21 protein-coding genes and 2 pseudogenes are annotated in these 22,159 nt (G+C 71.3%); 9 read left to right on the top strand and 14 right to left on the bottom strand.

Annotated elements, in window-relative coordinates; translation table 11 throughout:
* The first annotated feature begins 96 nt into the window (after positions 1-96).
* Both H7965_RS22250 and H7965_RS22245 read left to right on the top strand, forming a co-directional pair.
* Positions 97-723, top strand: a complete 627-nt coding sequence (locus tag H7965_RS22250; RefSeq protein ID WP_186772783.1) for a glutathione S-transferase family protein — start codon at positions 97-99, stop codon at positions 721-723.
* Positions 720-1,361 (top strand): glutathione S-transferase family protein, encoded by a 642-nt coding sequence (locus H7965_RS22245; protein WP_186772782.1) that lies wholly within the window; start codon positions 720-722, stop codon positions 1,359-1,361. Before H7965_RS22250 ends, H7965_RS22245 begins: the two co-directional genes overlap by 4 nt.
* Positions 1,362-1,469: 108 nt before the next feature.
* Here H7965_RS22245 and H7965_RS22240 read toward each other — a convergent pair whose 3' ends face one another.
* The 5 genes from H7965_RS22240 to H7965_RS22220 form a co-directional block, all read right to left on the bottom strand.
* Positions 1,470-2,825, bottom strand: coding sequence for an alpha,alpha-trehalose-phosphate synthase (UDP-forming) (locus tag H7965_RS22240; RefSeq protein WP_186772781.1), 1,356 nt, complete (start codon positions 2,823-2,825; stop codon positions 1,470-1,472).
* Positions 2,822-3,613, bottom strand: coding sequence for a trehalose-phosphatase (otsB, locus tag H7965_RS22235; protein WP_186772780.1), 792 nt, complete (start codon positions 3,611-3,613; stop codon positions 2,822-2,824). Before otsB ends, H7965_RS22240 begins: the two co-directional genes overlap by 4 nt.
* 60 nt (positions 3,614-3,673) lie before the next feature.
* A complete protein-coding gene (locus H7965_RS22230; RefSeq protein ID WP_186772779.1) occupies positions 3,674-3,886 on the bottom strand; it encodes a hypothetical protein in 213 nt (70 codons plus the stop codon).
* Between the two features lie 110 nt (positions 3,887-3,996).
* On the bottom strand, positions 3,997-5,238 hold the full coding sequence (locus tag H7965_RS22225) for an MFS transporter (protein WP_186772778.1): 1,242 nt from the start codon (positions 5,236-5,238) through the stop codon (positions 3,997-3,999).
* Positions 5,238-5,945, bottom strand: coding sequence for an ArsR/SmtB family transcription factor (locus H7965_RS22220; RefSeq protein ID WP_186772777.1), 708 nt, complete (start codon positions 5,943-5,945; stop codon positions 5,238-5,240). The genes H7965_RS22225 and H7965_RS22220 overlap by 1 nt, the downstream gene beginning before the upstream one ends.
* A gap of 98 nt (positions 5,946-6,043) precedes the next feature.
* On the opposite strand from H7965_RS22220, the gene H7965_RS22215 reads away from it, so the two are divergent.
* A complete protein-coding gene (locus H7965_RS22215; protein WP_186772776.1) occupies positions 6,044-6,397 on the top strand; it encodes an antibiotic biosynthesis monooxygenase family protein in 354 nt (117 codons plus the stop codon).
* A gap of 148 nt (positions 6,398-6,545) precedes the next feature.
* Here the strand turns inward: H7965_RS22215 and H7965_RS22210 are convergent, their stop codons facing one another.
* A complete protein-coding gene (locus H7965_RS22210) occupies positions 6,546-7,712 on the bottom strand; it encodes a pyridoxal phosphate-dependent aminotransferase (protein WP_186772775.1) in 1,167 nt (388 codons plus the stop codon).
* A 25-nt stretch (positions 7,713-7,737) separates the two neighbouring features.
* A complete protein-coding gene (locus tag H7965_RS22205; RefSeq protein ID WP_186772774.1) occupies positions 7,738-9,198 on the bottom strand; it encodes a gamma-glutamyltransferase in 1,461 nt (486 codons plus the stop codon).
* A gap of 115 nt (positions 9,199-9,313) precedes the next feature.
* On the opposite strand from H7965_RS22205, the gene H7965_RS22200 reads away from it, so the two are divergent.
* The 3 genes from H7965_RS22200 (at position 9,314) to H7965_RS22190 (ending at position 12,330) form a co-directional block, all read left to right on the top strand.
* Positions 9,314-10,699 carry a M48 family metalloprotease gene (locus H7965_RS22200; protein WP_186772773.1) on the top strand — a complete coding sequence of 462 codons (1,386 nt, stop codon included), beginning with the start codon at positions 9,314-9,316 and terminating at the stop codon, positions 10,697-10,699.
* The gene (locus H7965_RS22195; RefSeq protein ID WP_186772772.1) at positions 10,696-11,448 is read left to right on the top strand and encodes a DsbA family protein; all 753 of its coding nucleotides are present in this window, start codon (positions 10,696-10,698) and stop codon (positions 11,446-11,448) included. Before H7965_RS22200 ends, H7965_RS22195 begins: the two co-directional genes overlap by 4 nt.
* Before the next feature lie 63 nt (positions 11,449-11,511).
* Positions 11,512-12,330 (top strand): MBL fold metallo-hydrolase, encoded by an 819-nt coding sequence (locus H7965_RS22190; protein ID WP_186772771.1) that lies wholly within the window; start codon positions 11,512-11,514, stop codon positions 12,328-12,330.
* Positions 12,331-12,353: 23 nt separating this feature from the next.
* Here H7965_RS22190 and H7965_RS22185 read toward each other — a convergent pair whose 3' ends face one another.
* Positions 12,354-13,880 (bottom strand): M81 family metallopeptidase, encoded by a 1,527-nt coding sequence (locus H7965_RS22185; protein ID WP_186772770.1) that lies wholly within the window; start codon positions 13,878-13,880, stop codon positions 12,354-12,356.
* Between the two features lie 63 nt (positions 13,881-13,943).
* Here H7965_RS22185 and argE point away from each other — a divergent pair, with 63 nt between their 5' ends.
* Positions 13,944-15,116, top strand: coding sequence for an acetylornithine deacetylase (gene argE / locus H7965_RS22180; protein WP_186772769.1), 1,173 nt, complete (start codon positions 13,944-13,946; stop codon positions 15,114-15,116).
* Positions 15,117-15,118: 2 nt separating this feature from the next.
* Entirely contained in the window at positions 15,119-16,132 is a 1,014-nt protein-coding gene (locus tag H7965_RS22175; RefSeq protein WP_186772768.1) for a M14 family metallopeptidase, read from the top strand.
* Positions 16,133-16,148: 16 nt separating this feature from the next.
* On the opposite strand, the gene H7965_RS22170 is transcribed toward H7965_RS22175, so the two are convergent.
* From H7965_RS22170 to H7965_RS22145, 6 genes and pseudogenes are all read right to left on the bottom strand, one after another.
* Positions 16,149-16,934 (bottom strand): competence/damage-inducible protein A, encoded by a 786-nt coding sequence (locus H7965_RS22170; RefSeq protein ID WP_186772767.1) that lies wholly within the window; start codon positions 16,932-16,934, stop codon positions 16,149-16,151.
* Positions 16,931-17,209, bottom strand: a complete 279-nt coding sequence (locus tag H7965_RS22165; RefSeq protein WP_186772766.1) for a type II toxin-antitoxin system VapC family toxin — start codon at positions 17,207-17,209, stop codon at positions 16,931-16,933. Before H7965_RS22165 ends, H7965_RS22170 begins: the two co-directional genes overlap by 4 nt.
* 404 nt (positions 17,210-17,613) lie before the next feature.
* Positions 17,614-18,594: a bifunctional GNAT family N-acetyltransferase/(deoxy)nucleoside triphosphate pyrophosphohydrolase gene (locus H7965_RS22160; RefSeq protein WP_186772765.1), complete on the bottom strand. Its 981-nt coding sequence runs from the start codon at positions 18,592-18,594 to the stop codon at positions 17,614-17,616.
* A gap of 80 nt (positions 18,595-18,674) precedes the next feature.
* On the bottom strand, positions 18,675-19,622 hold the full coding sequence (locus H7965_RS22155) for a class I SAM-dependent methyltransferase (protein ID WP_186772764.1): 948 nt from the start codon (positions 19,620-19,622) through the stop codon (positions 18,675-18,677).
* Entirely contained in the window at positions 19,612-20,772 is a 1,161-nt protein-coding gene (locus H7965_RS22150; RefSeq protein WP_186772763.1) for a glycosyltransferase, read from the bottom strand. Before H7965_RS22150 ends, H7965_RS22155 begins: the two co-directional genes overlap by 11 nt.
* An 18-nt stretch (positions 20,773-20,790) precedes the next feature.
* Positions 20,791-20,961, bottom strand: a pseudogene (locus H7965_RS22145) (bifunctional ornithine acetyltransferase/N-acetylglutamate synthase); the annotation flags it as partial.
* A gap of 9 nt (positions 20,962-20,970) precedes the next feature.
* On the opposite strand from H7965_RS22145, the pseudogene H7965_RS31165 reads away from it, so the two are divergent.
* Positions 20,971-21,248, top strand: a pseudogene (locus tag H7965_RS31165) (integrase core domain-containing protein); the annotation flags it as partial.
* Positions 21,249-22,159: the final 911 nt, after the last annotated feature.

Genomic DNA, 22,159 nt, shown 5'->3' with positions numbered 1-22,159 from the left:
TCTATTCCATTGATTGGAGAGCGTTTCACGCCTCGGGGCATTTCCGCCCTTCGGCGATCTGCTCTAGGCTGGCCGACAACAGAGGAGGGTCGAACCATGCTGAAACTCTGGGGCCGAGCCAGTTCAAGCAATGTGATGAAGGTCCTGTGGCTCTGCGAGGAGCTGTCGATCCCCCATGAGCGGATCGACGCCGGCGGCGAATACGGCCGCACCGAGGAGCCTTTCTACCTGGCGATGAACCCGAACAGCCGGGTTCCCACCATCGAGGAGCCGGACGGCTACAGCCTGTGGGAGAGCAACTCCATCCTGCGCTACCTGGTGGCGACGCGCGCCCCGGGCGACCCGGTGCACCCCGCCGCGCCGAAGCTCCGCGCCGATGTCGAACGCTGGATGGACTGGCAGCTGGCGACGCTCAGCGGGCCGATGACGGCGATCTACTTCGCCTATGTCCGCACACCGGAAGCCCAGCGCGACATGGTGGCCACCGCGAAGGCGCGTGGCGAGGCGGAGACGCTGTGGGCAATCGTCGACCGGCAGCTGCAGGGCCGGCAATACGTCGCCGGCGGCTTCTCACTCGCCGATATCGTGCTCGGCCCGTACATCCATCGCTGGTTCGCGCTGCCGATCGAACGACCGCCGATGCCCAATCTGGAAGGCTGGTACGCCAGGCTGCTGGCCGAGCATCCGGGCTTCGGCAAGCATGTCGCGGTGCCGCTGGCATGATCGCCTCTCCAAGGATCATCACCATCTGGGGACGCGCCAGCTCGGTGAATGTCATGAAGGTGCTGTGGCTGCTGGATGAGCTGGCCATCCCCTTCGACCGCATCGAGGCCGGCGGCGCCTTCGGCCGGACCCGCGATGCGGATTACGCGGCGATGAACCCCAACGCCTCGGTGCCGACGCTGGTCATGCCGCATGGCTATACGCTGTGGGAGAGCCACGCCATCCTGCGCTACCTCTGCCGCGTCCAGCCGGGCGGCAACGCATTCTACCCGGAAGCGCCGGAGGCCCGCGCCGATGTCGAGCGCTGGATGGATTGGACGCTGGCCTCGCTGAACGAGCCGATGCGGGTGATCTTCTGGACCTTCGTCCGCACCCCGGAGGCCGAGCGTAACCTGCCGGCGGCGGCCAGGGCACGCGACAATGCCGAGCGGCTGTGGCGGATCGTCGAGGCGCAGCTCGAAGGCCGGGACTACATCGCCGGCCCCTTCAGCATCGCCGACATGGCGATGGGCGGCTTCCTGCACCGCTGGTTCGCGTTGCCGGTGGAGCGGCCGAAGCTGCCGCGGCTGCAGGCCTGGTACGAGCGGCTGCAGGCGCGGACGCCGTACCTGACGCATGTGGCGGTACCGTTGAGCTGAGGGAGGCTCGGCCAGCCACGGCAACGGACCTCGCATCGCCGCCGGTGCGGCCAACTGACCAGCGCCGCTGCGGACAATCGCAGCGGCAGTGTGCTCACCCGCGCTGCCTCACGCTGCGATCGCCGCCGGGCTGCCCTCCAGCGTGCTCAGGAAATCCCGGCACCACGCCTTCGCTCCGGCCTCCCGCACCGGCCCTTCCATGCTGCGCCAGCGTGCCACCCGCTCCTCCAGCGGCATGGTCAGCGCGGCGTCCAGCGCCTCGGCGATTTCATCAGGGTCGAGCGGGTTGAGCAGCAGCGCGCCGTCGAGCTGCGGCGCGGCGCCGGCAAAACGCGACAGCACCAGCACCCCGGGATCCTCCGGATTCTGCGCCGCGACATATTCCTTGGCGACCAGGTTCATCCCGTCGCGCAGCGGCGTCACCAGCCCGACCCGTGCCAGCCGCATGAACCCGGCCAGGGTGTTGCGGGCGACAGCGCGGGTCATATAGCGCAACGGCATCCAGTCCGGGTCGGCGTATTGCCCGTTGATCCGCCCGGCCCATTCGTCCAGCTCACGCCGCAGGCTGCGGTATTGCGCCACATCGCCGCGCGAGACCGGCGCCACCTGCAGATAGGTGACCTGCTGGTGGTGGCTCTTGAACCGCGCCAGCAGCTTGGCATAGCCGGCGAACCGGTGCGGCAGGCCCTTGGTGTAGTCCAGCCGGTCCACGCCCATGACCAGAGTGCGGCCGACCAGGCTCTGACGGAAGCGCGCGGTCTCCGCCCCTGCCGCGGCCTTCTCCGCGGCGCGGGTGAAGCTCTCCGCCTCGATGCCGATGGGGAAGGCCGCGACCCGGGCCGCGGCTTCCGCGTGGCCGGCGGCAACGAGGCCGGCACGCAGATGGGTGGCGTCATCCTCGGTCTGCACACCGATCACGTCATAGGCCGCGAGGTCGGCGATCAGCTCCTCGCCACGTGGCAGGGCGCAGAACAGGGCATGCGGCGGAAAGGGCACATGCAGGAAGAAGCCGAGCCGATGCCGAACCCCCTGCCGGCGCAGCTCGGCGCCCAGCGGAATCACATGGAAATCATGGGCCCAGACCATGTCGTCTGGCCGCAGCAGCGGCGCCAGGGCAACCGCGAAGGCGGCGTTCACGGTGCGGTAGCCGGCGTAATCCTCCCGGCTGAACTGCGACAGGCCGAGCCGGTAGTGCAGGGTCGGCCACAGCGAGGCATTGGCGAAGCCCTGGTAGTAGCGGCGGTAATCCTCCCGCCCCAGGTCGAGGGTCGCATAGGTCAGCCGGCCGCGGGTGGCGAGGGTCGGGGTGGTGGCGGTCGCCTCCGCGGTATGGCCGCTCCAGCCGAACCACATGGCCTCGCGCCGGGCCAAGGCATCCTTCAGCGCCACCGCCAGCCCGCCGGCGGTGGCGCCACGGTCCCGCGGGTTGGGCACCCGGTTGGCGACGATGACGAGCCGACTCATGGGGAGTGCGGCTCGGTCACGAGCGGCGGCAGCACCGCATCCGGGTCATCCGGCGCGACCGCCCGGGCCAGCCAGTCTCGCAGCACCGCCGGCGAGCCGAAGGCCTCCTCCAGCTGCCAGCCATGCCCGCCAAGGCTGCGGCAGGCCTCCATGCCCTCCTCATCGGTGACGTCGTCGCCGATGAAGACCGGGACGCGGCCATTGAAGGGTGGGCGGGCCATCAGCGCCCGCACCGCGGTGGCCTTGGATGGGCCACGGGGGCGTATCTCCCAGGCCATGCGGGCCTCCAGCAGGCCGAATCCGGCGGGATCCTCGGCCACCAGCCGGGCGAGCAGCGCCGCCGCCTCGGGCCCGGCATCCGGCGCCTGGCGGTAATGCAGGACGAAGCCATGCGCCTTGTCCTCGATCAGTGCACCGGGGTGGCGGGCGACCAGCGCATTGGCCTGGACGCGCCAGGCAGCAGGTGGGTGCGGCAGGTCGGGCAGTTCGGGCGGCCCGAGGGGGTCCGGGCGCAGGCTGGCACCATGGTCGCCGGCCTTGGCGATCGGCACTGGCAGATAATGGTCGAGATCCCGCAGCGGTCGGCCGCTGACAACGGCAAGCGCCCCGGCGAGGCCTTCGCCGAGGCGTTTCAACAGGCCAGGCAGCGCCGGCGCAACCCGGATCGCATCCGGCCGCTCGGCGATCTCCACCAATGTGCCGTCGAAATCAAGGAACAGCGCTGCGCGCGCAATAGGACCGAGGCCCGGCACCAGGGGAGGCGGCGGGAGGGATAGGGAGTCAGGCATGCCCCTCTAATAAAGCGGCAGCAGCACCGGAGTTTCCTACCGGAAAGAAATTATTTTGCATCAGTTTGCCTCGGCGGGCGGCTGCATTCCCCAGAGCGCGAGGGCCGGCGGCAGGACCCCCACCACCAGCCAGTGGAGCAGCGCAGCCTGCCGGGTCAACCAACCGCCGTCCCACAGCAGCACGCAACCGAGCTGAACCAGCAGCATCCAGGCCACGGCTGCCGTCAATGCGCGGATTTCCATCTGTTCTGGCCGGCTCTGTGGCTTCTGCATCCAACCTATTTCCTGAAGCTCGGATTGGGCCGGCACGCATGGTGCCGGCGCGGCTTCGTATCCGATACACGAAACCGTGTCAGAATTCACAGGAAAATGAGAAGCCGGCCCTACCCTCGCGGCGGCGAATCTCGGCCGGTCAGGTATCCCGCCAGCCCCAGCAGCAGAACCACCGCCAGCAGGCCGAAGGCCATCGGCCAGGCCTGCCCGGGCGGGGCCCAGGCGACCGCCCAACCGGTCAGCGCCGGCAGCGCCGCGCACCCCAAGGTCTGCGCCAGATTGACCGTGGTCGCGCCGCGCCCGACCAGATGGTCGGGGAACAGGCTGCGGCCATGTGCCACCACCACCACCGGGTAGCAGCTGAACAGGCAGAGCAGCACCAGCAGCCCCGCCGCCGCCGGCAGCGGCGGCGCCGGCCACAGCGCCAGCGCCGCCAGCACCAGCGCCGAGGCCAGGCCAAGTGCCGCCACCAGCCATTTCCGGGTGTTCAGCCGGCGCTCCACCGGGCCGACGCCGAGCAGGCCGAACACCAGCGCCACCCCCATTGCACCCAGCACCATCCCGCGCGGCCCCGGTGCCAGCCCATGCGCCTCGGCCAGGTAGGGTCCGGCCCAGACCGCCAGCACCGTCGCCATGGCGGCATAGCCGACCAGATGCATTGCCAGCACCGGCAGCAGCCCCGGTGTCCGCCAGACCACCAACTGGCCGCGCAGGGCGCCCAGCAGCCCCTCGGCCGGGCGGAGCGGGGGCGGCCGATCCGGCGGGTCGTCGCGCACCCAGACCCACCAGCCCCAGGCCAGCAACAGGGTCAGCAGGCCGGAGGCAGCATAGGCGCCGCGCCAGCCGATCGCCTCCGCCAGCCAGGCGAAGGGCGCCCCGGCGAGCAGCACGCCGAGCTGGCTGCTGGCGAACACCCGCGCCAAGGCGGTGGTCAGACCCGCCCCGGCATGCCAGCGGGCGCACAGCACGACCGAGGCCATGAAGGAGGCGGCGCAGCCGAGGCCCAGCAGGAAGCGCGCGGCGAGGAACCAGCCGGCGTCCGGCGCCAGCCCCTGCAGCGCCGCGCCGAGCGCCGCCGGAACGGACAGCAGCATCACCGTCAGCCGCGGCCCCAGCCGGTCCAGCGCCAGCCCGACCGGGATCTGCAGCAGCAGCAACGCCAGGAAGAAGGCGCCATTGGCGGCGCCGAGCAGCCCCGGCCCGGCGCCAAGGTCGGCCGCCAGCTCCGGCCCCACCACTCCCAGCGCGGCGCGGTGGAACTGGCTGGCACCGGTCATCAGCGCCAGCGCCAGGAACAGCCGCAGCGTCGGGGAGAGCCGCGCCTCGCGGCGCTGCGCCAGCGTGCCATCCATCACGCCGCCAGCCTCACGCCCAGCGCCGCATCCAGCCGCCGCGCCCCCTCCGGTGTCAGCCGCAACCGGCGGCGGGCCAGCGCATCGCCCTCCCGCGCCGGTGGCAGCCGGGCCAGCCAGTGCTGGCGCAGACAGCAGGCGGCGATCTCCCGCCCAAGGCCACCGGCCAGATGCGCCCGGCGTTCCGACCAGTCCATGCAGTCGCAGGCGAAGCGCCGGGCGGTGCGGGCAGCGGAGAGATCGACACCGAGGCGACCCAGCCCCGCCTCCCCCACCGCAGTCGAGGACCAGCCGCCGGCCGCCGGGGCGATCCAGCCCTGCCCGACCAGCGCCGCATGCAGGGCGACGCCGAGCCGCCCGGCCAGATGGTCGTAGCAGAGCCGGGCAGCGCGGAATTCCTCGCCATGCGGCCATCGCCGCGGCGGCCCGACCGAGACGGTGAGGCCGCCCAGCATTTCGATCGCCGCCGCCACCTCCTCCGAGGCCAAGCGGTGGTAGCGATGGCGGCCCTGCGGGTGGACGGCCACCAGCCCGCCCTCGACCAGCCGCGCCAGATGCGCGCTGGCGGTGGGGGCGCCGATGCCGGCGATGCGGGCAAGTTCGCCGGCGGTGAGCGCCTCGCCACTCAGCAGGGCCTGGAGCATGGCGGCGCGGGCGGGGTCGCCCATCAGGGCGGCGAGGCCGGCGAAGGCGGTGGGGGTCGGCATGGCGGCACCCTAGCAGTCCATTGCGGCCCTGACTTCGCCGCCGGACGAAGGACGGGCGGACATTAGCGTGGCAGGTTGGGCAACAGGGAGAATCGCCGATGATTGCCGTGATCTTTGAGGTGGAGCCGGCCGAGGGCCGCTTCGACGACTACCTGGCCCATGCCGCCCGGCTGCGCACCGAGCTGGAGACGATACCTGGCTTCATCTCGGTGGAGCGCTTCCGCAGCCTGACCAACCCCGCGAAGCTGCTCAGCCTGTCCTTCTGGGAGGATGAGGCGGCGGTCGCCCGCTGGCGCACCCAGGACACCCACCGCGCCAGCCAGCAGGCGGGCCGGGAGGGCATCTTCGCCGGCTACCGGCTGCGCGTCGCGGCGGTGCTGCGCGACTACGGCATGGCGGAGCGGCGGGAGCAGGCGCCGGCGGACAGCCAGGCGGCATTCCCGGCCTGGTGACACTGGCCGTTTCGGATTTTTTTCGAAGGGCAGTCAAGCGGATGCTGGTGCCCTTCCGCGGCTTTGCCGCGGAAGGCGTGGCGAAACCCTTATCGGGGGGAGGGATCATCGCCCTCCGTAAAACCACGAAGCGGTCCTGCGGGAAGTTCTACCGCTTGAGGAAGGCCGCAATCCGCGCTGGCGCCGCAGCCATATCCGCCTCCGGCCCGCAATAGGACAGCCGCAGGTAGCGGCTGCCCCGGTCGCGGTCGAAATCCACCCCAGGCGTCGCGGCGATGCCGGCCTCGGCCAGCAGCCGGGCGCAGAAGGCGACGCTGTCATTGGTCAGATGGCCGATGTCGGCCCAGAGGTAGAAGGCGCCATCCGCCGGCGAGAGCCGGTCGAGCCCCGCCTTCGGCAGCGCCTCCAGCAGCAGGGCGCGGGACCGGCGGTAGCGGGCGATATTGGCCTCCAGCTCCGGCCGGCAGTCGAAGGCTGCCTCGGCCGCCACCTGGGCGACATGCGGCGCCGAGATGAACAGGTTCTGCGCCAGGCACTCCACCGGCCGCACCAGATCCGGCGGCAATACCAGCCAGCCGATCCGCCAGCCCGTCATCGAGAAATACTTGGAGAAGCTGTTCACCACCACGGCGCTTTCCGAGACGGTGGCGGCGGTCGCCTCCCGCAGCGTGCCGTAGCTGAGGCCGTGATAGATCTCGTCCGAGATCAGCCGCACGCCCGCCGCATGGCACCAGCGGGCAATGGCGGAGAACTCCTCCGGCGGCAGCATGGTGCCGGCGGGGTTGCAGGGGCTGGCGAGGATCAGCCCGTCCGGCGGCGGGTCCAGCGCCTCCAGCATTGCCACATTCGGCTGCCAGCGGGTGCTGGCATCACAGGGCAGCAGCAGCGGCCGCATGCCGAGGGCGGTCACGATATTGGCGTAGGGCGGGTAGAAGGGTGCCGCCATGGCGATGCGATCGCCGGGGTCGAAGGCCGCCAGGAAGGCCAGCGGGAAGGCGCCGGAGGCCCCCACCGTCACCGCGATGCGCTCGGCCGGGACCACGGCGCCGTAGCGCTCGGCGTAATGCGCCGAGATGCGCTCGCGCAGCGATGCCCGGCCGAAGGCTTCGGTGTAGCCCATCGGGTCACCGGCCTCGAGCGCCTTGACCGCCGCCTCGGCGGCGCCGCGCGGGGCGCCGGTGCCGGGCTGGCCGACCTCCATGCGGATGACGCCGGGCGCGCCCGGCGGCAGGGCGGCAGCGCGGGCATTGGCCGCGCTGATCACATCCATCACCAGGAAGGGCGGCGCTTCCGCCCCGCGGCCGGTCTTCAGCATCGCCACCCCTCGCTCGCCGGGGTCATCAGTTGTCCACCGCGCCGAGCGCCACGCCGGCACCGCGCGGATCGGTCATCACCACGCAGCGGTCGGGGTAGCCCGGCAGGTAGTTGAGGCAATTCGCCACCTGCACCCGTGCCATGCCCGGTGCCCCGGTGCCGATCGCCTCGGCCAGCGGCCTGCCCCGCAGCAGGTGCAGGGCCGCCGGCCCGGCCACCGCCAATGGCGCGTCCTGCTGGCCGGAGCCGGCCAGCGCCATGCGGAACGCCTTCAGATTGGCATTATAGGCGATGGCAGCCGAGAGCAGCGGTGGCTGCACCGTGCCGAGCCCAGGCGCCGCCGCCAGCAGGAAGCCCATGCCCGGCGCCATCCGGCCAGTGCCGAACAGGTTGTTGAGGGTGAAGGCGCAGGTCACCGCCACCCCCTGACGGTCGAACACCACCAGCCCGGCCGAGGCCGGCAGGGCGGCGGGGCGTGCTTCCGGCAGCCCGGCCGCGGCCAGCACCACCGCCGGGTCACCGCCCTGGCTGCGCAATGTCTGGACCACCGCCAGCCCACGGGCCAGCGCGGCTTCCGGGGAGGCCCCGGTGCGCATCGCCTCGAAGGCGGCGGCGGCGGCGATGCCGCCATCGGCCGGCGGCGGCAAGAAGGCGATGCGGTCGCCGCCGCGGCTCGGCAGGTCAAAGGGCTGCGCCAGATCCGGCAGCGCGGCGCGCAGCTGGTCGAGGGTCAGCCCGGCCCCGGCATTTGGCGAGACCTGTTCCAGCCGCCGCGCCAGGGAGCCCTGGTGCAGATCGCCGACGCCGGCCAGGCGCAGCTGGCCGAGGGTCGCCGCGAGCTCCGGCTGCAGCAGCGGATCGCCGGGCTGCCTCGGGCTGCCATCCGCCCGGGCGAAGACCGCCCGCGCAGAGGGGTCGGCGAACAGCGGCCCGGAGACGGCGGCGAGGTCAGCGGCCAGGCCGCGGCTCACCTCGGTGCCGAAGCGGGCATATTGCTCGGCGGCGGCGATCAGCTCCTCGAAGGGGCGGACCGGCTTCCGGGTGTGCAGGGCGAACAGGCCGCGGGCCAGCAGCGGCACCGCGGCGGGGCGGTCGGCCTCCGCCGTCGCGGGCCTGGGGCCGGGCAGGAAGGTCAGCGCCTCGACTGCGGCCTTGGCGGGGTCGAACACCAGGCAGGCGCCGCCGCCGCCGACCCCGACGCGGGACGGCAGGGTCACCGCCAGGGAGAAGCCGGCGGCCACCGCCGCATCAGTGGCCGAGCCGCCGGCCGAGAGCACCTGCCGCGCCGCCAGCGCCGCCGCCGGATCCTCGGTGGCGACGCCGCCCAGGAAGCCGCGGACGAATCCGGGACTGCCCTGCGGCGGGCCGCTGCCGACGATGCCCCCCAAGGTTTCGCACCCCGGCAGCGCCAGCACCGCGGCGACCAGGGCACCCCAACGCCATGCGGCTGGCCGCGGGCGGTCGGCAGGCGCTAGATGTGCGGCCATGCGGATCGCATTTGCAGCCTGGCGCGGCCGATCAGGACCTCCGCGCCGATGGGCGCCCCGGTCATCGGACGCGCGCGCGCCCATCTTCGCTCGCGCGGTTTCGGCGCTGGTCCTCATGCTGACGTCCCTGGCCCCTTCGCTGCTGGTCGGCGTGGTGCGCCCCGGCATCGCCCACGCCCAGCAGGGCGCGGTCGTCGTCGTGCGCGATGCGGAAACGGAATCCCTGCTCCGCACCTTCGCCCACCCCCTGTTCCGCGTCGCCGGGGTCGATCCGGCCCTGGTGCGGATCACGCTGATCCAGGCGCGGCCCATAAACGCCTTCGTCACCACCGGCAACCGCATGTTCATCAACACCGGCCTGATCCAGCAGGCGGATGGCGTCGGCGAGCTGATCGGGGTGCTGGCGCATGAGACCGGGCATATCGCAGGCGGCCATGTCACCCGGCTGCCGGAGGAGATGCGCAACGCGATGATCCGCTCCATCGCCGGCATGCTGGTGGGCGGCGCCGCGGTGGCGGCCGGCGGCCGGCAGGTTGGCGGCAATGCGGCGGGGGCTGCGATGCTCGGCGGCCAATCGCTGGCGATGGCCGAGCTCCTCGCCTTCACCCGGGCGCAGGAGCAATCGGCCGACCAGGCCGGCATGGCCTATCTGGAACGGCTGGGCTGGCCGGCGGAGGGGCTGCTGCGGCTGCTCGGCCGGATGCAGGAGCAGGAACTGCTGACGGTCGGCCGCCAGGATCCCTATTTCCGCACCCATCCGCTATCGCGCGACCGGATGGAATTCGTTACCGAGGTGGTTGCACGGCGGTCCGGCGGTGGTCTGCCGCCAGGGTTCGAGCCGGCCTTCCGCATGGTGCGGGCCAAGCTGGACGGCTTCGTGGACGCGCCGATGACCACTTGGCGGCGCTACCCGGAGAGCGACACCTCGGCCCCGGCGCGCTATGCGCGCGCCATTGCCCAGTACCGCTCCGGCCGCGCCGATGTGGCGTTGGAGATCCTGGCGCCGCTGGTCAAGGAGGAGCCAGGCAACCCCTGGCTGCGCGAGCTGCAGGGCCAGATCCTGTTCGAGGCCGGGCGGCCGCGCGAGGCGCTGGCGCCGCTGCGCGAGGCGGTGCGGCTGGCACCGTCGGAGGCGCTGATCCGGACCGCGCTCGGCCGGGCGCTGATGGAGGTGGGGGATCTCAGGCTGCTGCGCGAGGCCGTCGGCGAGTTGCAATGGAGCCTGCGCATCGAGCGCGACAGCAGCTTCGCCTGGCGCCAGCTCGGCACCGCGCATGGCCGGCTGGGCGAGATGCCGCAGGCCGATCTGGCGCTGGCCGAGGAGGCTATGCTGGAGGGGAATTTCCCCCGGGCCCGTTTCCTGGCCCGGCGGGCGGAGGAGGCGCTGCCGCCCGGCCCGCTGAAGCTGCGGGCGCAGGATTTGCGCCATGCGGCGCAACGGGACAACCTGACCCGGGAACAGCGCGACCAGGACGACGCCATGCGACGGAGGCCGCGATGAAGATGTTCCGGGTTCTTGCCCTGGCCGCCCTGCTGCTGCCAGGACCGCTGGCGGCACAAGGCACCGCCCCGCCCGGCTTCTCGCCGGAGCAGCGCAGCGCCATCATCGACATCCTGCGCGAGGCGCTTCGGCAGGACCCGCGCATCCTGCGCGAGGCGCTCATGGCGCTGGAAGCCGCCGAGACCCGTGACCGGGAAGGCGCCGTCCGCACCGCCATCGCCGCCCATGCCGAGGCGCTGCTGCGCGATCCGGCCGACCCGGTGAAGGGCAACCCGCAGGGCGCCGTCACCATCGTGGAGTTCTTCGACGTCCGCTGTGGCTACTGCAAGCAACTGCATCCGGTGGTCGAGCAGTTGCTGCGGCGGCAGCCGGATGTGCGGCTGGTGATGAAGGACCTGCCGATCCTCGGCCCGAACAGCGTGCTGGCCAGCCGCGCCCTGCTGGCGGCGCAGGCCCAGGGCAAGTATGCGGCGCTGCAGGACGCGCTGATGCGGCTGCGCGAGGAGCCCGCCGAGCCGGTGCTGCGGCGCGAGGCGGAGCGGGTCGGCCTCAACTGGGCGCGGCTGCGGCGGGAGATGGATGACCCGGCGATCCAGCGGCGGATCGAGGCGAATGGCCGCCTGGCGGTGGCGCTGCGGATCGAGGGCACCCCGGCCATGGTGATCGGCGAGGCGCTGGTGCCCGGCGCGGTGGATTTGGCGGCCCTGGAACGGCTGGTTGGCGAAGCCCGAACCCGGCGCGGCGGCTGATCAGCCCTCTTCCAGCCGGCGCCACGGCGCGCGAGGCTGCCACCCTGCCGCCGGAGCCGCGCCATGCCGCATTTCCTCTGCCAGACCTGCTCGATCCAATTCGCCGAAAGCGCCACGCCGCCCGCCGCCTGCCCGATCTGCGAGGATGAACGGCAATACGTCCCGGCCCGGGGCCAGCAATGGACGACACTGGAGAAATTGCGCGGCGGCCACGCCAACACCTGGCGGGCGCTGGAGCCGGAACTGCTGGCGATCCGCAGCGTGCCGGCGGTGGGCATCGACCAGCGGGCGCTGCTGGTGCGGACGCCACAGGGGAATTTCCTCTGGGACTGCATCGCCCTGCTGGACGACGCGACGATGGCGATCATCCGCGCCATGGGCGGGCTGGCAGGGGTGGCGCTGAGCCATCCGCACTACTACTCGACCATGGTGGAATGGGGCCGGGCCTTCGGGGTGCCGGTCTGGGTCCATGCCGCCGACCGCCAGCACGTTACCCGCCCCGACCCCTGCCTGCGGTTCTGGGAGGGTGAGTCGCAGCCGGTGCTGCCGGGGCTGACCCTGCACCGGCTGGGCGGGCATTTCGCCGGCGGGGCGATCGCCCATTGGGCGGCGGGCGCGGGCGGGCGCGGCGCGCTGCTCTCCGGCGACATCCTGCAGGTGATGCCGGACCGCAAGCACCTTGGCTTCATGCGCAGCTACCCTTGCCTGATCCCGCTGCCGCCGGCCGAGGTACGGCGCATGGCGACTTATTGCGCCAGCCTGGCCTTCGACGCGATCTACGGCGCCTTCCATGAGCGGGAGATCGTCGCCGGCGGCCAGGCGGCGCTGGCGAAATCCGCCGCGCGGTACTGCGCATGGGTGGCAGGGATGGTGGAGCCGTAGCGGCAGCGTACGGGGCCGCTGCCTCATCTCGCCCAGACCGCATCCTCATCCAGCGGAAAGACCGGCCGCGGCAGGCGCTTCCAGGCGAAATTCCCCAGCACCGGACTGGTCAGCCCCGGCGCATCCACCTCGATGATCCGATCCCCGGCGAAGTACTCGTCGAAGCCGGCGCGGAAATGGCCGCGGCTCTTCACCACCACGCAGCGCGCCGCACCGATGTCGATGTCGTGCAGTTCCAGCATCGCCGGCTCATGCAGTTGCCGGCGCAGCGAACCCACCACCACCCGCAGCCCCGACCCCGCCAGTTCCAGCAGCGCCGAGGGGCCGAGGTCGAAGCGGCGCCCCGCCATGGTGCCGCGCCGCCCGACGCCGCGACCGTCGCGCAGCACCAGCACCCGGGCCGGCGCCGCGAAGCGCTCCGAGAATTCGCTTTCAACCCGGTTGAACACCGCCTCGAAGGCCGCGCCCTCGCCCAGTGCCTGCGCCTCGGCCGCCAGAGCCGGGTCGATGAAGACGCCGAGCACCACACCCTGCGCCCCGGCCTTGTGCAGTGCCCGCAGCAGATAGGCCGTGGAGCCACGGCCGCCGCCGCCCGGGTTGTCGGCGACATCGGCCAGCAGCACTGGCGGCGCCTCGCCCCGCCCTGCGGCGGTGGCATGCGCCACCGCCTCGGCCAATGGCGTCAATGGGCGGCGGTAGCGTTCGCGTTCGGCCCAGGCGCGGTGGGCCAGGCGATGTGCCGCCGCCTCGGCAGTCGCGGCATCGCGGGCAGTTATTGTCACTGTCATCCCGCATTTCGGCAGGTCACTGAAGACGAAGCCGCCGGCGACGGAGGCGTTCAGCACCGCCGGATTGTCCCGCATCAGCACCTCAGCGTCGTGGATCAGATCGGCATAGGGACCCTCGGCGGTCAGCAGGGTGACGCTCGGCGGCGTCAGCGGCAGCCGGATGAAGGCCCGATGGGGACGCATCCCGCCCAGCATGGCGCGCAGCAGATCGGCCGATTCTGCGGCGCGGGCCGCCATGTCGACATGCGGGTTGGTGCGGTAGACCACCAGCGCATCCACCGCCCGCACCAGCGCCTCGCTCACATTGCAGTGAAGATCATGGCTGCACACCACCGGCACTGCCGGGCCGACCTGGCGCCGCACCATGGCGGCGATGGTGCCGTCGCTGTCCTCGTCGCCGGTGGCGCTGCTGGCGCCGTGGCTGGCGATGTAGACGCCATCCAGCGGCAGGGCGGCCGCCAGGCCGCGTTGCATCTCATCCATGAAGCCGGTGAACACCACCTGCGCAACCGGTCCGCCCGGCGGCGCCGCGGCGATCAGCAGCGGCACGGCTTCCCAGGGTCCGGTCGCATCCATGCGGGCGTAGAAGCCCGGGATCTCCATAGGCAAGTGGCTGGTTCCGCCTCGCGCCAGAGCGCTGATCGCCGCCCCACGCTCCAGGCATTGCCGGCGAAAATCCTCCAGCACCGTCGGTGGCGCGAAGGCATTGGCCTCCAAATGCAGGCCCAGGATGGCAATCCGTGGCACTCGCGTCGAATCCATGCGGCCGTCCTCCGGATTGCCCACCTCGCTGCCCCGTATAGACTGGCGACGGGAGACAATGGGATGGCGCAAATCGGCGAGGCATTCGACGAGGCCGTGGACCTGCTCGACCGGTTGGTCGGCTTCGACACCACCAGCCGCAACAGCAACCTCGCGCTGATCGAGGCGGTGCGGGCATGGCTTGCGGAACGCGGCATCGACAGCCGCATCAGCCTCGATGCGGAAGGCCGCAAGGCCAACCTGCATGCCGTGGTCGGGCCGCGCGTCGCCGGCGGTGCGGCGCTTTCGGCGCATGTCGATTGCGTGCCGGTGGATGGCCAGGCCTGGCTTGCCGACCCCTTCGTCCTGCGCCGGCAGGATGGCCGGCTGATCGGCCGCGGCACCACCGACATGAAGGGCTTCGCCGCCTGCGCCATCGCCATGATGCCACGCTACGCCAGGCTCGACCTCGCCCGCCCGGTGCACCTGCTGCTGACCTATGACGAGGAGACCACGGGCAATGGCGCCCGCGCCCTGGCGCCGATGCTCGGCACGCAGGAACCGCCGCCCGGCTTCTGCATCGTCGGCGAGCCCACCGGCATGGCGCCGGTCATCGCCCAGAAGGGCTATGCGAGCTGGGACGCCATCGTCACCGGCCTGTCCGGCCATTCCTCCCGTGCCGGCGAGACGGCGAATGCGCTGCACGCCGCCGCCGAGGGCATCGCCTGGCTGGCCGCCGAGGCACGCCGCTTCGCCCGGGAGGGCCGCCGCGCCGAAGGCTTCGACCCGCCCTTCACCACCGTGCACGCCGGCACCTGCAACGCCGGCAGCATCCTCAACACCGTGCCCGACCGCGCCGACTTCACCTTCGAGGTCCGCAGCCTGCCGGGCGATGACGTGGCGGCGGTGCTGCGCGCCTTCCTTGACCACATGGAGCGCGTGGCACTCGCCCCGTTGCTGCCGGGCGGGCCGCGCTGCACGCTGCGGATCGCGCCACGCTCCGTGCTGCCCGGCTTCGACCTGGCGGAGGATTCGCCGCTGACCCTGCTGATGCAACGGCTGACCGGACGCAACAGCGCCGGCCGGGTCAGTTACGGTACCGAGGCAGGGCTTTACCAATCCGCCGGCATCGCCACCATCGTTTGCGGCCCCGGGCACATCGCCCAGGCGCATCAGCCGGAGGAATGGATTGCAGTGTCCGAGATCGAAGCCTGCCTCGATGTGCTGCACCGGCTGGGCGGGACGCTCGTGGCCTGACGATGCCGGACAACATTCCTCTCCCTCCCGCGCTCGCCGCGATCGTTGCCGGCCAGACGCTGCGTGGGCTGCCGCGGCTCGATGTGCGGATCACGGCCCCCGACATCCGCCCTTTCCTTGGCGGCAATGCGCTGCCCGGCGTCTGGAGCTTCACCGCCCCGGAGCCGGGCCCGCATGTGGTGGTCCTGGCGGTGACGCATGGCAACGAGATCGCCGGCGCAGTGGTGCTGGACCGATGGCTGCGGGCCGGGCTGCGGCCGGCGCGCGGGCGGCTCTCTCTGGTCTTCGCCAACCTTGACGCCTACGCCCGCTTCGATCCGGACGACCCGACCGCCAGTCGCTTCGTCGACGAGGACCTGAACCGGGTCTGGGACATCGAGACGCTGGAGGGTGGCAGGCGTTCCTGCGAGTTGCGGCGGGCGCGGGTGCTGCGGCCGCTGATTGAGACGGCGGATGTGCTGCTCGACCTGCATTCGATGCTCTGGCCATCGGAGCCGCTGATCCTCACCGGCCAGTCGCCGCACGCCGCGGCGCTTGGCCTGGCACTCGGCGTGCCGCCGCTGGTGGTGGCCGACCACGGACACATCGGCGGCAGGCGGCTGCTCGACTACGAGCCGTTCAGCGCAGCCGGGTCAGAACGCGTCGCGCTGCTGGTCGAGGCGGGCTCGCATTGGGAAGCGACGACCGTCGCCACCATGGAGGCGACGGCGGCGCGGCTGCTGCGCCACCTCGGCACGGTGGGGCCGGCGGATACGGTGCTGCTGCCCGAGCTGCCGGGCCCGGGGCCGGCGCGGCTGGCGGAGGTGACGCGGACAATCACGGCGCGCACGCCGGGTTTTGCCTTCGTCCGCCCCTTCCGCGGCGGCCAGGTGGTGCCGGAGCGCAATACGCTGCTGGCGCTGGACGGCGACACCGAGATCCGCACGCCCTACGACAATTGCGTGCTGGTGATGCCCGGCCTGCGCACCAGCCCGGGGCATACCGCGGTGCGGCTGGCGCGATTCGCGGACGATTGAGCGGCGGTGAGCCCGCCTACTCGGGTGCCGGCTCGCCCTCCGCGGCTTCGCCGAAGCGGGCGAGCAGCGCATACATTGCCTGCGCCGCGGCAGCCACCGCCGTGGGATCGGTGCCCTTGGCAACCAGCGCCACGCCGCCGCCCATCCCGCCATCGGGCCGCCGCCGGTAGTAGGGATAGCTGCCGAGGTCGAGCGCCGGGTATTCCGCCTGGATCGCACTCAGCCCGTCGGCGATCTGGCCCTCATAGACGAAATCCGCATGCACCGAGCGCGACAGGATCGGCGCGCCGCCTTCGAGTGTCGGCGCCAGCGCCTCGAACATCGAGCGCATGATGCGCGGCACCCCGGCCATGACATGGACATTCGCCATGGAGAAGCCGGGCGCCGTCGTCTCCGTGCAGCGGATCGGCACGGCACCACGCGGCAGGGTCGCCATGCGCAGCCGGGCGGCGTTCAACTCCACGGGCGGGCTGCGGCGGGCGTAGTCGGCGGCCATGATGGCGCGGGTTTCCTCATGCACCTCCCATGGCACGCCGAAGGCGCGCGCCACGCATTCGCTGGTGATGTCGTCATGCGTCGGGCCGATGCCGCCGGTGGTGAAGACATGGGTGAACTTCGCCCGGCACTCATTGACCGTGGCGATGATGGTCTCCGGCACATCCGGGATGACGCGCGCCTCGCGCAGCGGGATGCCGATCTCGCCGAGGCGGGTGGCGAGATACTGCAGGTTAGCGTCGCGGGTGCGGCCCGAGAGGACTTCGTTGCCGATGACGAGGAGGCAGGCTGTGGGGCTTGCGGTCATGGTGCCTCGGGGTGCCAGAGGGGGATGGCGAGGGTGGTGGCGAGACCGGCAAGCCGGTGGTCGAAGGTGGCGACACGCAACTGCCGACGCCGCGCCAGGACCAGGCAATCATATACCGCATGGCGCATTCGCTGCGACAGGGCAGCCGCCTCCTGGAGGAGCGCTGCATTCGGCACCACGATCACGCGCAACGCGGCCCGATGCCCGAGCGCGGCCGATGCAATGCCGTTTTCCCCTTCGCCGCGATGCTGCTTCCGCAGCAGCGCGCTGGTCACCTCGAGCGACCGATATCCGGCGCCACAAGCGGCAGATCGGCCAGAATGAGGTGCCGGGCAGCCATGGATTCGGGCTCCGGGACGAGCCATTTCACCGCGCAGCTGGCGTCGACGACAACCACCAATCCTCGTCGCGCTCACCATTGCGCCTTGCCCGGACAAGGGCGGTGGAATCGGGAGGCTGCGGCGGCTGGGCAGCCCGCAGAGCATCGATCTCGGCGAGGGTGCCGGCGCGGTCGTTCTCCGCGTCACGGACCAGGCGGTCACGCAGGTCGCTTCCAGCGACGTACCGTGCGCCACCGCCTGGCGCCTGAGCCGCTCGACAGTCGTCTCGGGAAGCGACGGACAAGCACCCGGGCATGCCGGTCTCCACGCCATCAATATCTGGTAGCATGTCGCAATGCTCAAAGAAAATCCCTGAGCATCGCCACCAGCGGCACATCCGCCGGCGGCATCGGGTACTCCGCCAGCTTCTGCGGCCGAACCCAGGCCAGCGTCTGCCCCTCCATCCCGCGCACCTGACCACCCCAGCGGCGGCACAGGTACAGCGGCATCAGCAGGTGGAATTTTTCGTAGGCGTGGGAGGCGAAGGTGAAGGGACCGAGACAGGCCTCGGTCACGTCGATGTCCAGCTCCTCCTTCAGCTCGCGGATCAGCGCGCGTTCGGGTGTCTCGCCCGGGTCGACCTTGCCGCCGGGGAACTCCCACAGCCCGGCCATCGGCTTTCCCGGCGGGCGCTGCGCCAGCAGGATCCGACCATCGGGGTCGATCAGCGCGACCGCCGCCACCAGCACCACCGGCTTCGGCGGCACCGCGGCCTGCAGCTCCGCCTTGCCGCCACGGAACAGCAGCACCGGCATCGGCCCGCCGCGCGACAGGAAGGGCTGCATCGCCTCGCCGGCCGGCTGCAGCCCGATCCGCCGCAGCACCGCCTGCGACCGGAGGTTGTCGCGCAGCGCGCTGGCATGGATGGTCGAGAGCCCCAGCGACTCGATCGCCCAGCGGCTGAGCGCCCCGGCCGCTTCCGGCGCCAGCCCCTGGCCCCAGGATGGCCGACCCACCCAATAGCCGAGTTCCGCCCCCTTGCCGCCCGGCGGTCCACCCGGCTGGCCGCCCCCTGGGCGATCCAGCGTCAGCCCGACGCAGCCGACCAGCGTGCCCGCGGCCTCGATCGCCAGGTGCCAGGCCTCGCCCTCCGCCATCTGCACCCAGGTCGAGGCGATCCATTCGTCGGCGAGTTCGCGCGGGTAGGGAAACGGCACCCGGGCAAGGGTCTTCGCCACTTCCCAGTCATTCACCAGCCGGTGCAGCGGCGCCGCATCCTCAAGGGCCAGCGGGCGCAGGATCAGGCGCGCGGTGCGCAGCGGGGTGAAATCAGGCGGCAAGGCAACCTCGGGGGCGGTGGCAGGTCAGGATCGCCACGCGCGGGTGGATGTCAACGCGCCGGCGCATGAAGATGCCGCAGTCAGGCGGGGCGCCCTCGCCTTCGCGCAACCAGCAGGATATCCACCGGCCTGGCGCCGCGCGGCAGGCCGAACACCCGCGCCGCCCAGACCCCGAGCCAGAGCGCCGCCGCCCCCGCCAGATGCCAGCGCCAATAGGGCTTCACCCAGGCGCCCGGCGCGGTGCGGAAGGGCATCAGCCGCAGCGCCCAGTGCAGCGAGGCCTGCGACGGGTAGGTGCCGAGCGGGCGGATCTCCACCTCCTCCAACCCCAGACGGTCACACAGGGCGCGGCAGGCGCCCGCGTTCCACCAGCTGAGGTGGTGCGGTGGCAGGTTCACCAGGTTGTTCGGGAAGTCGGTATGCGGCGAGGGCCAGATCGGCATCACCAGCACCAGCGTCCCGCCGGGCTTCAGGCAGCGCACCATGGCCTCGGCCATTGCCAGCGGTGCCGCCACATGCTCCAGCACCTGGAAGGCACAGGCCAGGTCATAGGCGCCGGGGTGGCGTTCGGCATGGGCGGTGACGGTTTCGGCCAGGATCGGCGGACCGCCCACCGGCAGGGTGCCATGCGGCTCCAGCCCCTGGTAGCGGCATCCGGGGACCAGCGCGGCGAAGGCGCCATGGCCACAGCCGACATCCAGCACCGCATCGCCGGGCTGAGCCTGCGCCGCGCCGGCCAGGAAGTCGCCCCGTGTCGCCGCCTGCTCCGCGACGGTCTCATGCGCCCGGACCTTGTCGTAGAATGTGCGGTAGAAGCCCTCGCCCCCCGGCAGCGGCGGGTCGAAGAAGGCCAGGCCGCAGGGCGAGCGCCAGAGATTCACCCGTCCCTGGTCGCGCCGCAGCGGCGCCGGATCCACCCGCGCGCCGCGGCGCCAGAGGTCGTACAGCAGCTTGGCCGGGATGGATTGCAGCAGCTCGGCCGCCGGCTCGCCGGTGATCGGGCAGGGCGGTGGAGTCTCAGCCGGCATGCGGGAAGCGCGCGGTGACCCGCACCGCCTCTGGCCCATCCACCCGGTACTCGACATGCCGCCAGCGCACCCGACGGGTCCACAGCATGGTCCAGCACAGCGCCGCCAGCAGCCCATCGGCCAGCGGCGGGATGGCGCCGATCAGCAGCTGCACCGCGAGCCCAGCCGGCGCATCCGGCACGCCGACCCGGGCGGCGACACCGGCATGCGCCACTGCCCGGACCAGACCGCAGGCCGAGAGCAGGGCCAGCAGCAGCACCGACGCCGGCGCCGGCACCAGCAGCAGCGTGTAGAGCCAGCCGAGCACCGCCAGATGCGAGACCATCAGCAGCGCCACCCACAGCCGGGGCTGGCAGACCCGCACCACCTGCAGCTGCCGGCGCATGAAGCGCAGCTGCGCCAAGGCGTCGCCATCATTCGGCGTCGGCACGGTGATGGCGCCGCGCGACAGCACCTTCAGGCCGGCCTGCTTCGCCGCCCGGCCGATAGTGAGGTCATCGACCAATGCCCGGTCCAGCAGCCGCGGCAGATCGAGCGCCGCCAGCGCCTTGCGCGACAGCCCGATGGTGCCGCCCCAGATCACCCCGAAGCGCGGCGGCAGGATAAGTACCGCCCCCATCCGGTCGATCCAGGCGACCAGATGGCCCACCAGCCCGCGCCCGTCCAGCAACTGCCAGCGGAAGCCGGTGATCACGTCATGGCTGCCAAGGATGGCCGGGGAGGCGGCGGCGGAGAGCCACCAGGGCTGTGGCCGGATATCGGCATCCAGCAGCAGCACCGCGTCATCCTCGGCATCCACCCTGCGAATGCCGGCAATGATGTTGGTGTTCTTCTGGCCGCGCCAGGGGACACCGCCGGCCAGCACCACCTCCACCGGGAAGGGGCAGCCGGGGGCCAGGGCGTTGATTCGGGCCAAGGCCGGGTCAGACGCCGATTCGATCACCACCACCAGCCGGCGCGGCAGCAGCGTCTGGGCACCAAGGCAGGCGAGCAGTGCGGGCAGGCCGGGCTGTGGCCCGGTGACCGGCAGGATGAGGGTGACGCGCCCCTCCGCCCGCACCACGGGCAGCCGGAGCCACCGCCAGCGCCAGATCGCCAGGCCGGTGAAGGTCAGCGCCGGCAGCAGTGCCGGGAGGAGAAATTCGATCACAGATTGTAGTATATATTATTAACTGCGATGCGACCCATTGATGTCGATGTAGCCGTGCGTCAGACCGCAGGTCCAGACGCAGGCCTTGCCGAGGCCGACATCAATGATGATCCCCACTTCGCGCCCCTTCAGATGGATTACGACCGGCGCCTTGTCATAGCCAGGCACGCCGCCGCCCTCCTTCGCCATTCAGGTGCTGATAGCTATGTTGAGTCGTTCAAGGCCCGTCGGCGTGACGTGCTGCTGGATGGAGAGAGCTTCTACAGCCCGCGTGAAGCCGAGGTGGTGATCGAAAGCTGGCATCGGCACTACAACACCATACGCCCGCATGCCTCCCTCGCTTCAGGCCGCCAGCGCCGGAAGCGGTCGCTCCCACCTTCGTGGCCTGGCCCGCAACACTACGCAGCCCAGCCTCGCCAACCACACAAGTCGTGGCGCCTGGACCAACGCCGAACCAACAGTCACACGGGACATAAGCCAGGAAGCCCGCATCGAGGATGTGTTGGTGTATCGGGATGCAAGTCCGCGCTTTCGGTCTTTAGCCGTTTCATCTCCGCTGCGTCCTCAAGGTCGTCGCTGTCGGGAGGCGTGGTGATATGAAGGCGCCAAATCCCATCGGTCTGGCGCACGTCGGACTTGAGAAGCTGGCAGACGTCCTCACGGCGCAGGCCGTGGAACGGCGCCAGGAGCGATATCCAGACGCCGTCAGGGAGGTATCCTTGAGCCAACGCTTCTCCATCCCGGCAAACAGCCTGTCGAGGTCATCGGGCGTAAAGTGCTTTCGCACCCTGGTCCTCTTCACGCGGCCGTCGCGGAAATTGGCGAAGGGGTCCGGCTTACCGCCCGCAAGTCCCATTCCGCATGCCAGCGCCGGCAGGCTGCGCATGAAGCTGACGTGCTTTGCCAAGGTGACGCTGGAAAGCGCTTGCGTCTTGTCCGTGCCGGTGGGCATGCGCCGAACCGCCGTTTCGAGTTCCGGAGATTGACCGTTCTCAATTCGGCAAGCGGTTTCTTCCCACGGTGCCGTGGAATAGCTTCAAGGCCTTGTCGGTTTAGTCCTTGTAGCGGCCTACTTTGGGATCTCGGCCCTTAAGGCCGAGAGCATCGGCCAAGGTCTTCGGCTTGGCCGCATGGCCTAGCGGCTCAGGGACGTCCGCTGGGCGCCCTCGGGCAGCCCGAGGCGGAGAGGACCGGGTCTTCCACGGCCCCAAAGATCTTTCTGGAAAACCAGAGGCTTACTTATGGTGCGGGTAAGAGGGGCAAAACCTGTGGCGAGGGTGCAGTTTGCCCTTCCCAGGTGGCGGCTGGTCTGATTCGCTCGGGCGCATGGTCCCGCCCGCCGATCCTGACGCGCTGTCGCCGGCCGAGCTGAAGGCGCTGGTCAGCG

The organism is Siccirubricoccus deserti (assembly GCF_014283215.1).
GTDB classification, from domain to species: Bacteria; Pseudomonadota; Alphaproteobacteria; order Acetobacterales; family Acetobacteraceae; genus Siccirubricoccus; species Siccirubricoccus deserti.
Note: the sequence above shows the minus strand (reverse complement) of the source record. Positions and strands in the feature narration are given on the sequence as shown.

Coding starts and splice junctions, on each gene's coding strand:
- H7965_RS22200 (WP_186772773.1), top strand. CDS start 9,314: ATGCTGACGTCCCTGGCCCCTTCGCTGCTGGTCGGCGTGGTGCGCCCC.
- H7965_RS22195 (WP_186772772.1), top strand. CDS start 10,696: ATGAAGATGTTCCGGGTTCTTGCCCTGGCCGCCCTGCTGCTGCCAGGA.
- otsB (WP_186772780.1), bottom strand. CDS start 3,613: ATGCCTGACTCCCTATCCCTCCCGCCGCCTCCCCTGGTGCCGGGCCTC.
- argE (WP_186772769.1), top strand. CDS start 13,944: ATGGCGCAAATCGGCGAGGCATTCGACGAGGCCGTGGACCTGCTCGAC.
- H7965_RS22170 (WP_186772767.1), bottom strand. CDS start 16,934: ATGACCGCAAGCCCCACAGCCTGCCTCCTCGTCATCGGCAACGAAGTC.
- H7965_RS22250 (WP_186772783.1), top strand. CDS start 97: ATGCTGAAACTCTGGGGCCGAGCCAGTTCAAGCAATGTGATGAAGGTC.
- H7965_RS22210 (WP_186772775.1), bottom strand. CDS start 7,712: ATGCTGAAGACCGGCCGCGGGGCGGAAGCGCCGCCCTTCCTGGTGATG.
- H7965_RS22220 (WP_186772777.1), bottom strand. CDS start 5,945: ATGCCGACCCCCACCGCCTTCGCCGGCCTCGCCGCCCTGATGGGCGAC.
- H7965_RS22190 (WP_186772771.1), top strand. CDS start 11,512: ATGCCGCATTTCCTCTGCCAGACCTGCTCGATCCAATTCGCCGAAAGC.
- H7965_RS22205 (WP_186772774.1), bottom strand. CDS start 9,198: ATGGCCGCACATCTAGCGCCTGCCGACCGCCCGCGGCCAGCCGCATGG.
- H7965_RS22215 (WP_186772776.1), top strand. CDS start 6,044: ATGATTGCCGTGATCTTTGAGGTGGAGCCGGCCGAGGGCCGCTTCGAC.
- H7965_RS22185 (WP_186772770.1), bottom strand. CDS start 13,880: ATGGATTCGACGCGAGTGCCACGGATTGCCATCCTGGGCCTGCATTTG.
- H7965_RS22240 (WP_186772781.1), bottom strand. CDS start 2,825: ATGAGTCGGCTCGTCATCGTCGCCAACCGGGTGCCCAACCCGCGGGAC.
- H7965_RS22155 (WP_186772764.1), bottom strand. CDS start 19,622: ATGCCGGCTGAGACTCCACCGCCCTGCCCGATCACCGGCGAGCCGGCG.
- H7965_RS22225 (WP_186772778.1), bottom strand. CDS start 5,238: ATGGATGGCACGCTGGCGCAGCGCCGCGAGGCGCGGCTCTCCCCGACG.
- H7965_RS22230 (WP_186772779.1), bottom strand. CDS start 3,886: ATGCAGAAGCCACAGAGCCGGCCAGAACAGATGGAAATCCGCGCATTG.
- H7965_RS22175 (WP_186772768.1), top strand. CDS start 15,119: ATGCCGGACAACATTCCTCTCCCTCCCGCGCTCGCCGCGATCGTTGCC.
- H7965_RS22245 (WP_186772782.1), top strand. CDS start 720: ATGATCGCCTCTCCAAGGATCATCACCATCTGGGGACGCGCCAGCTCG.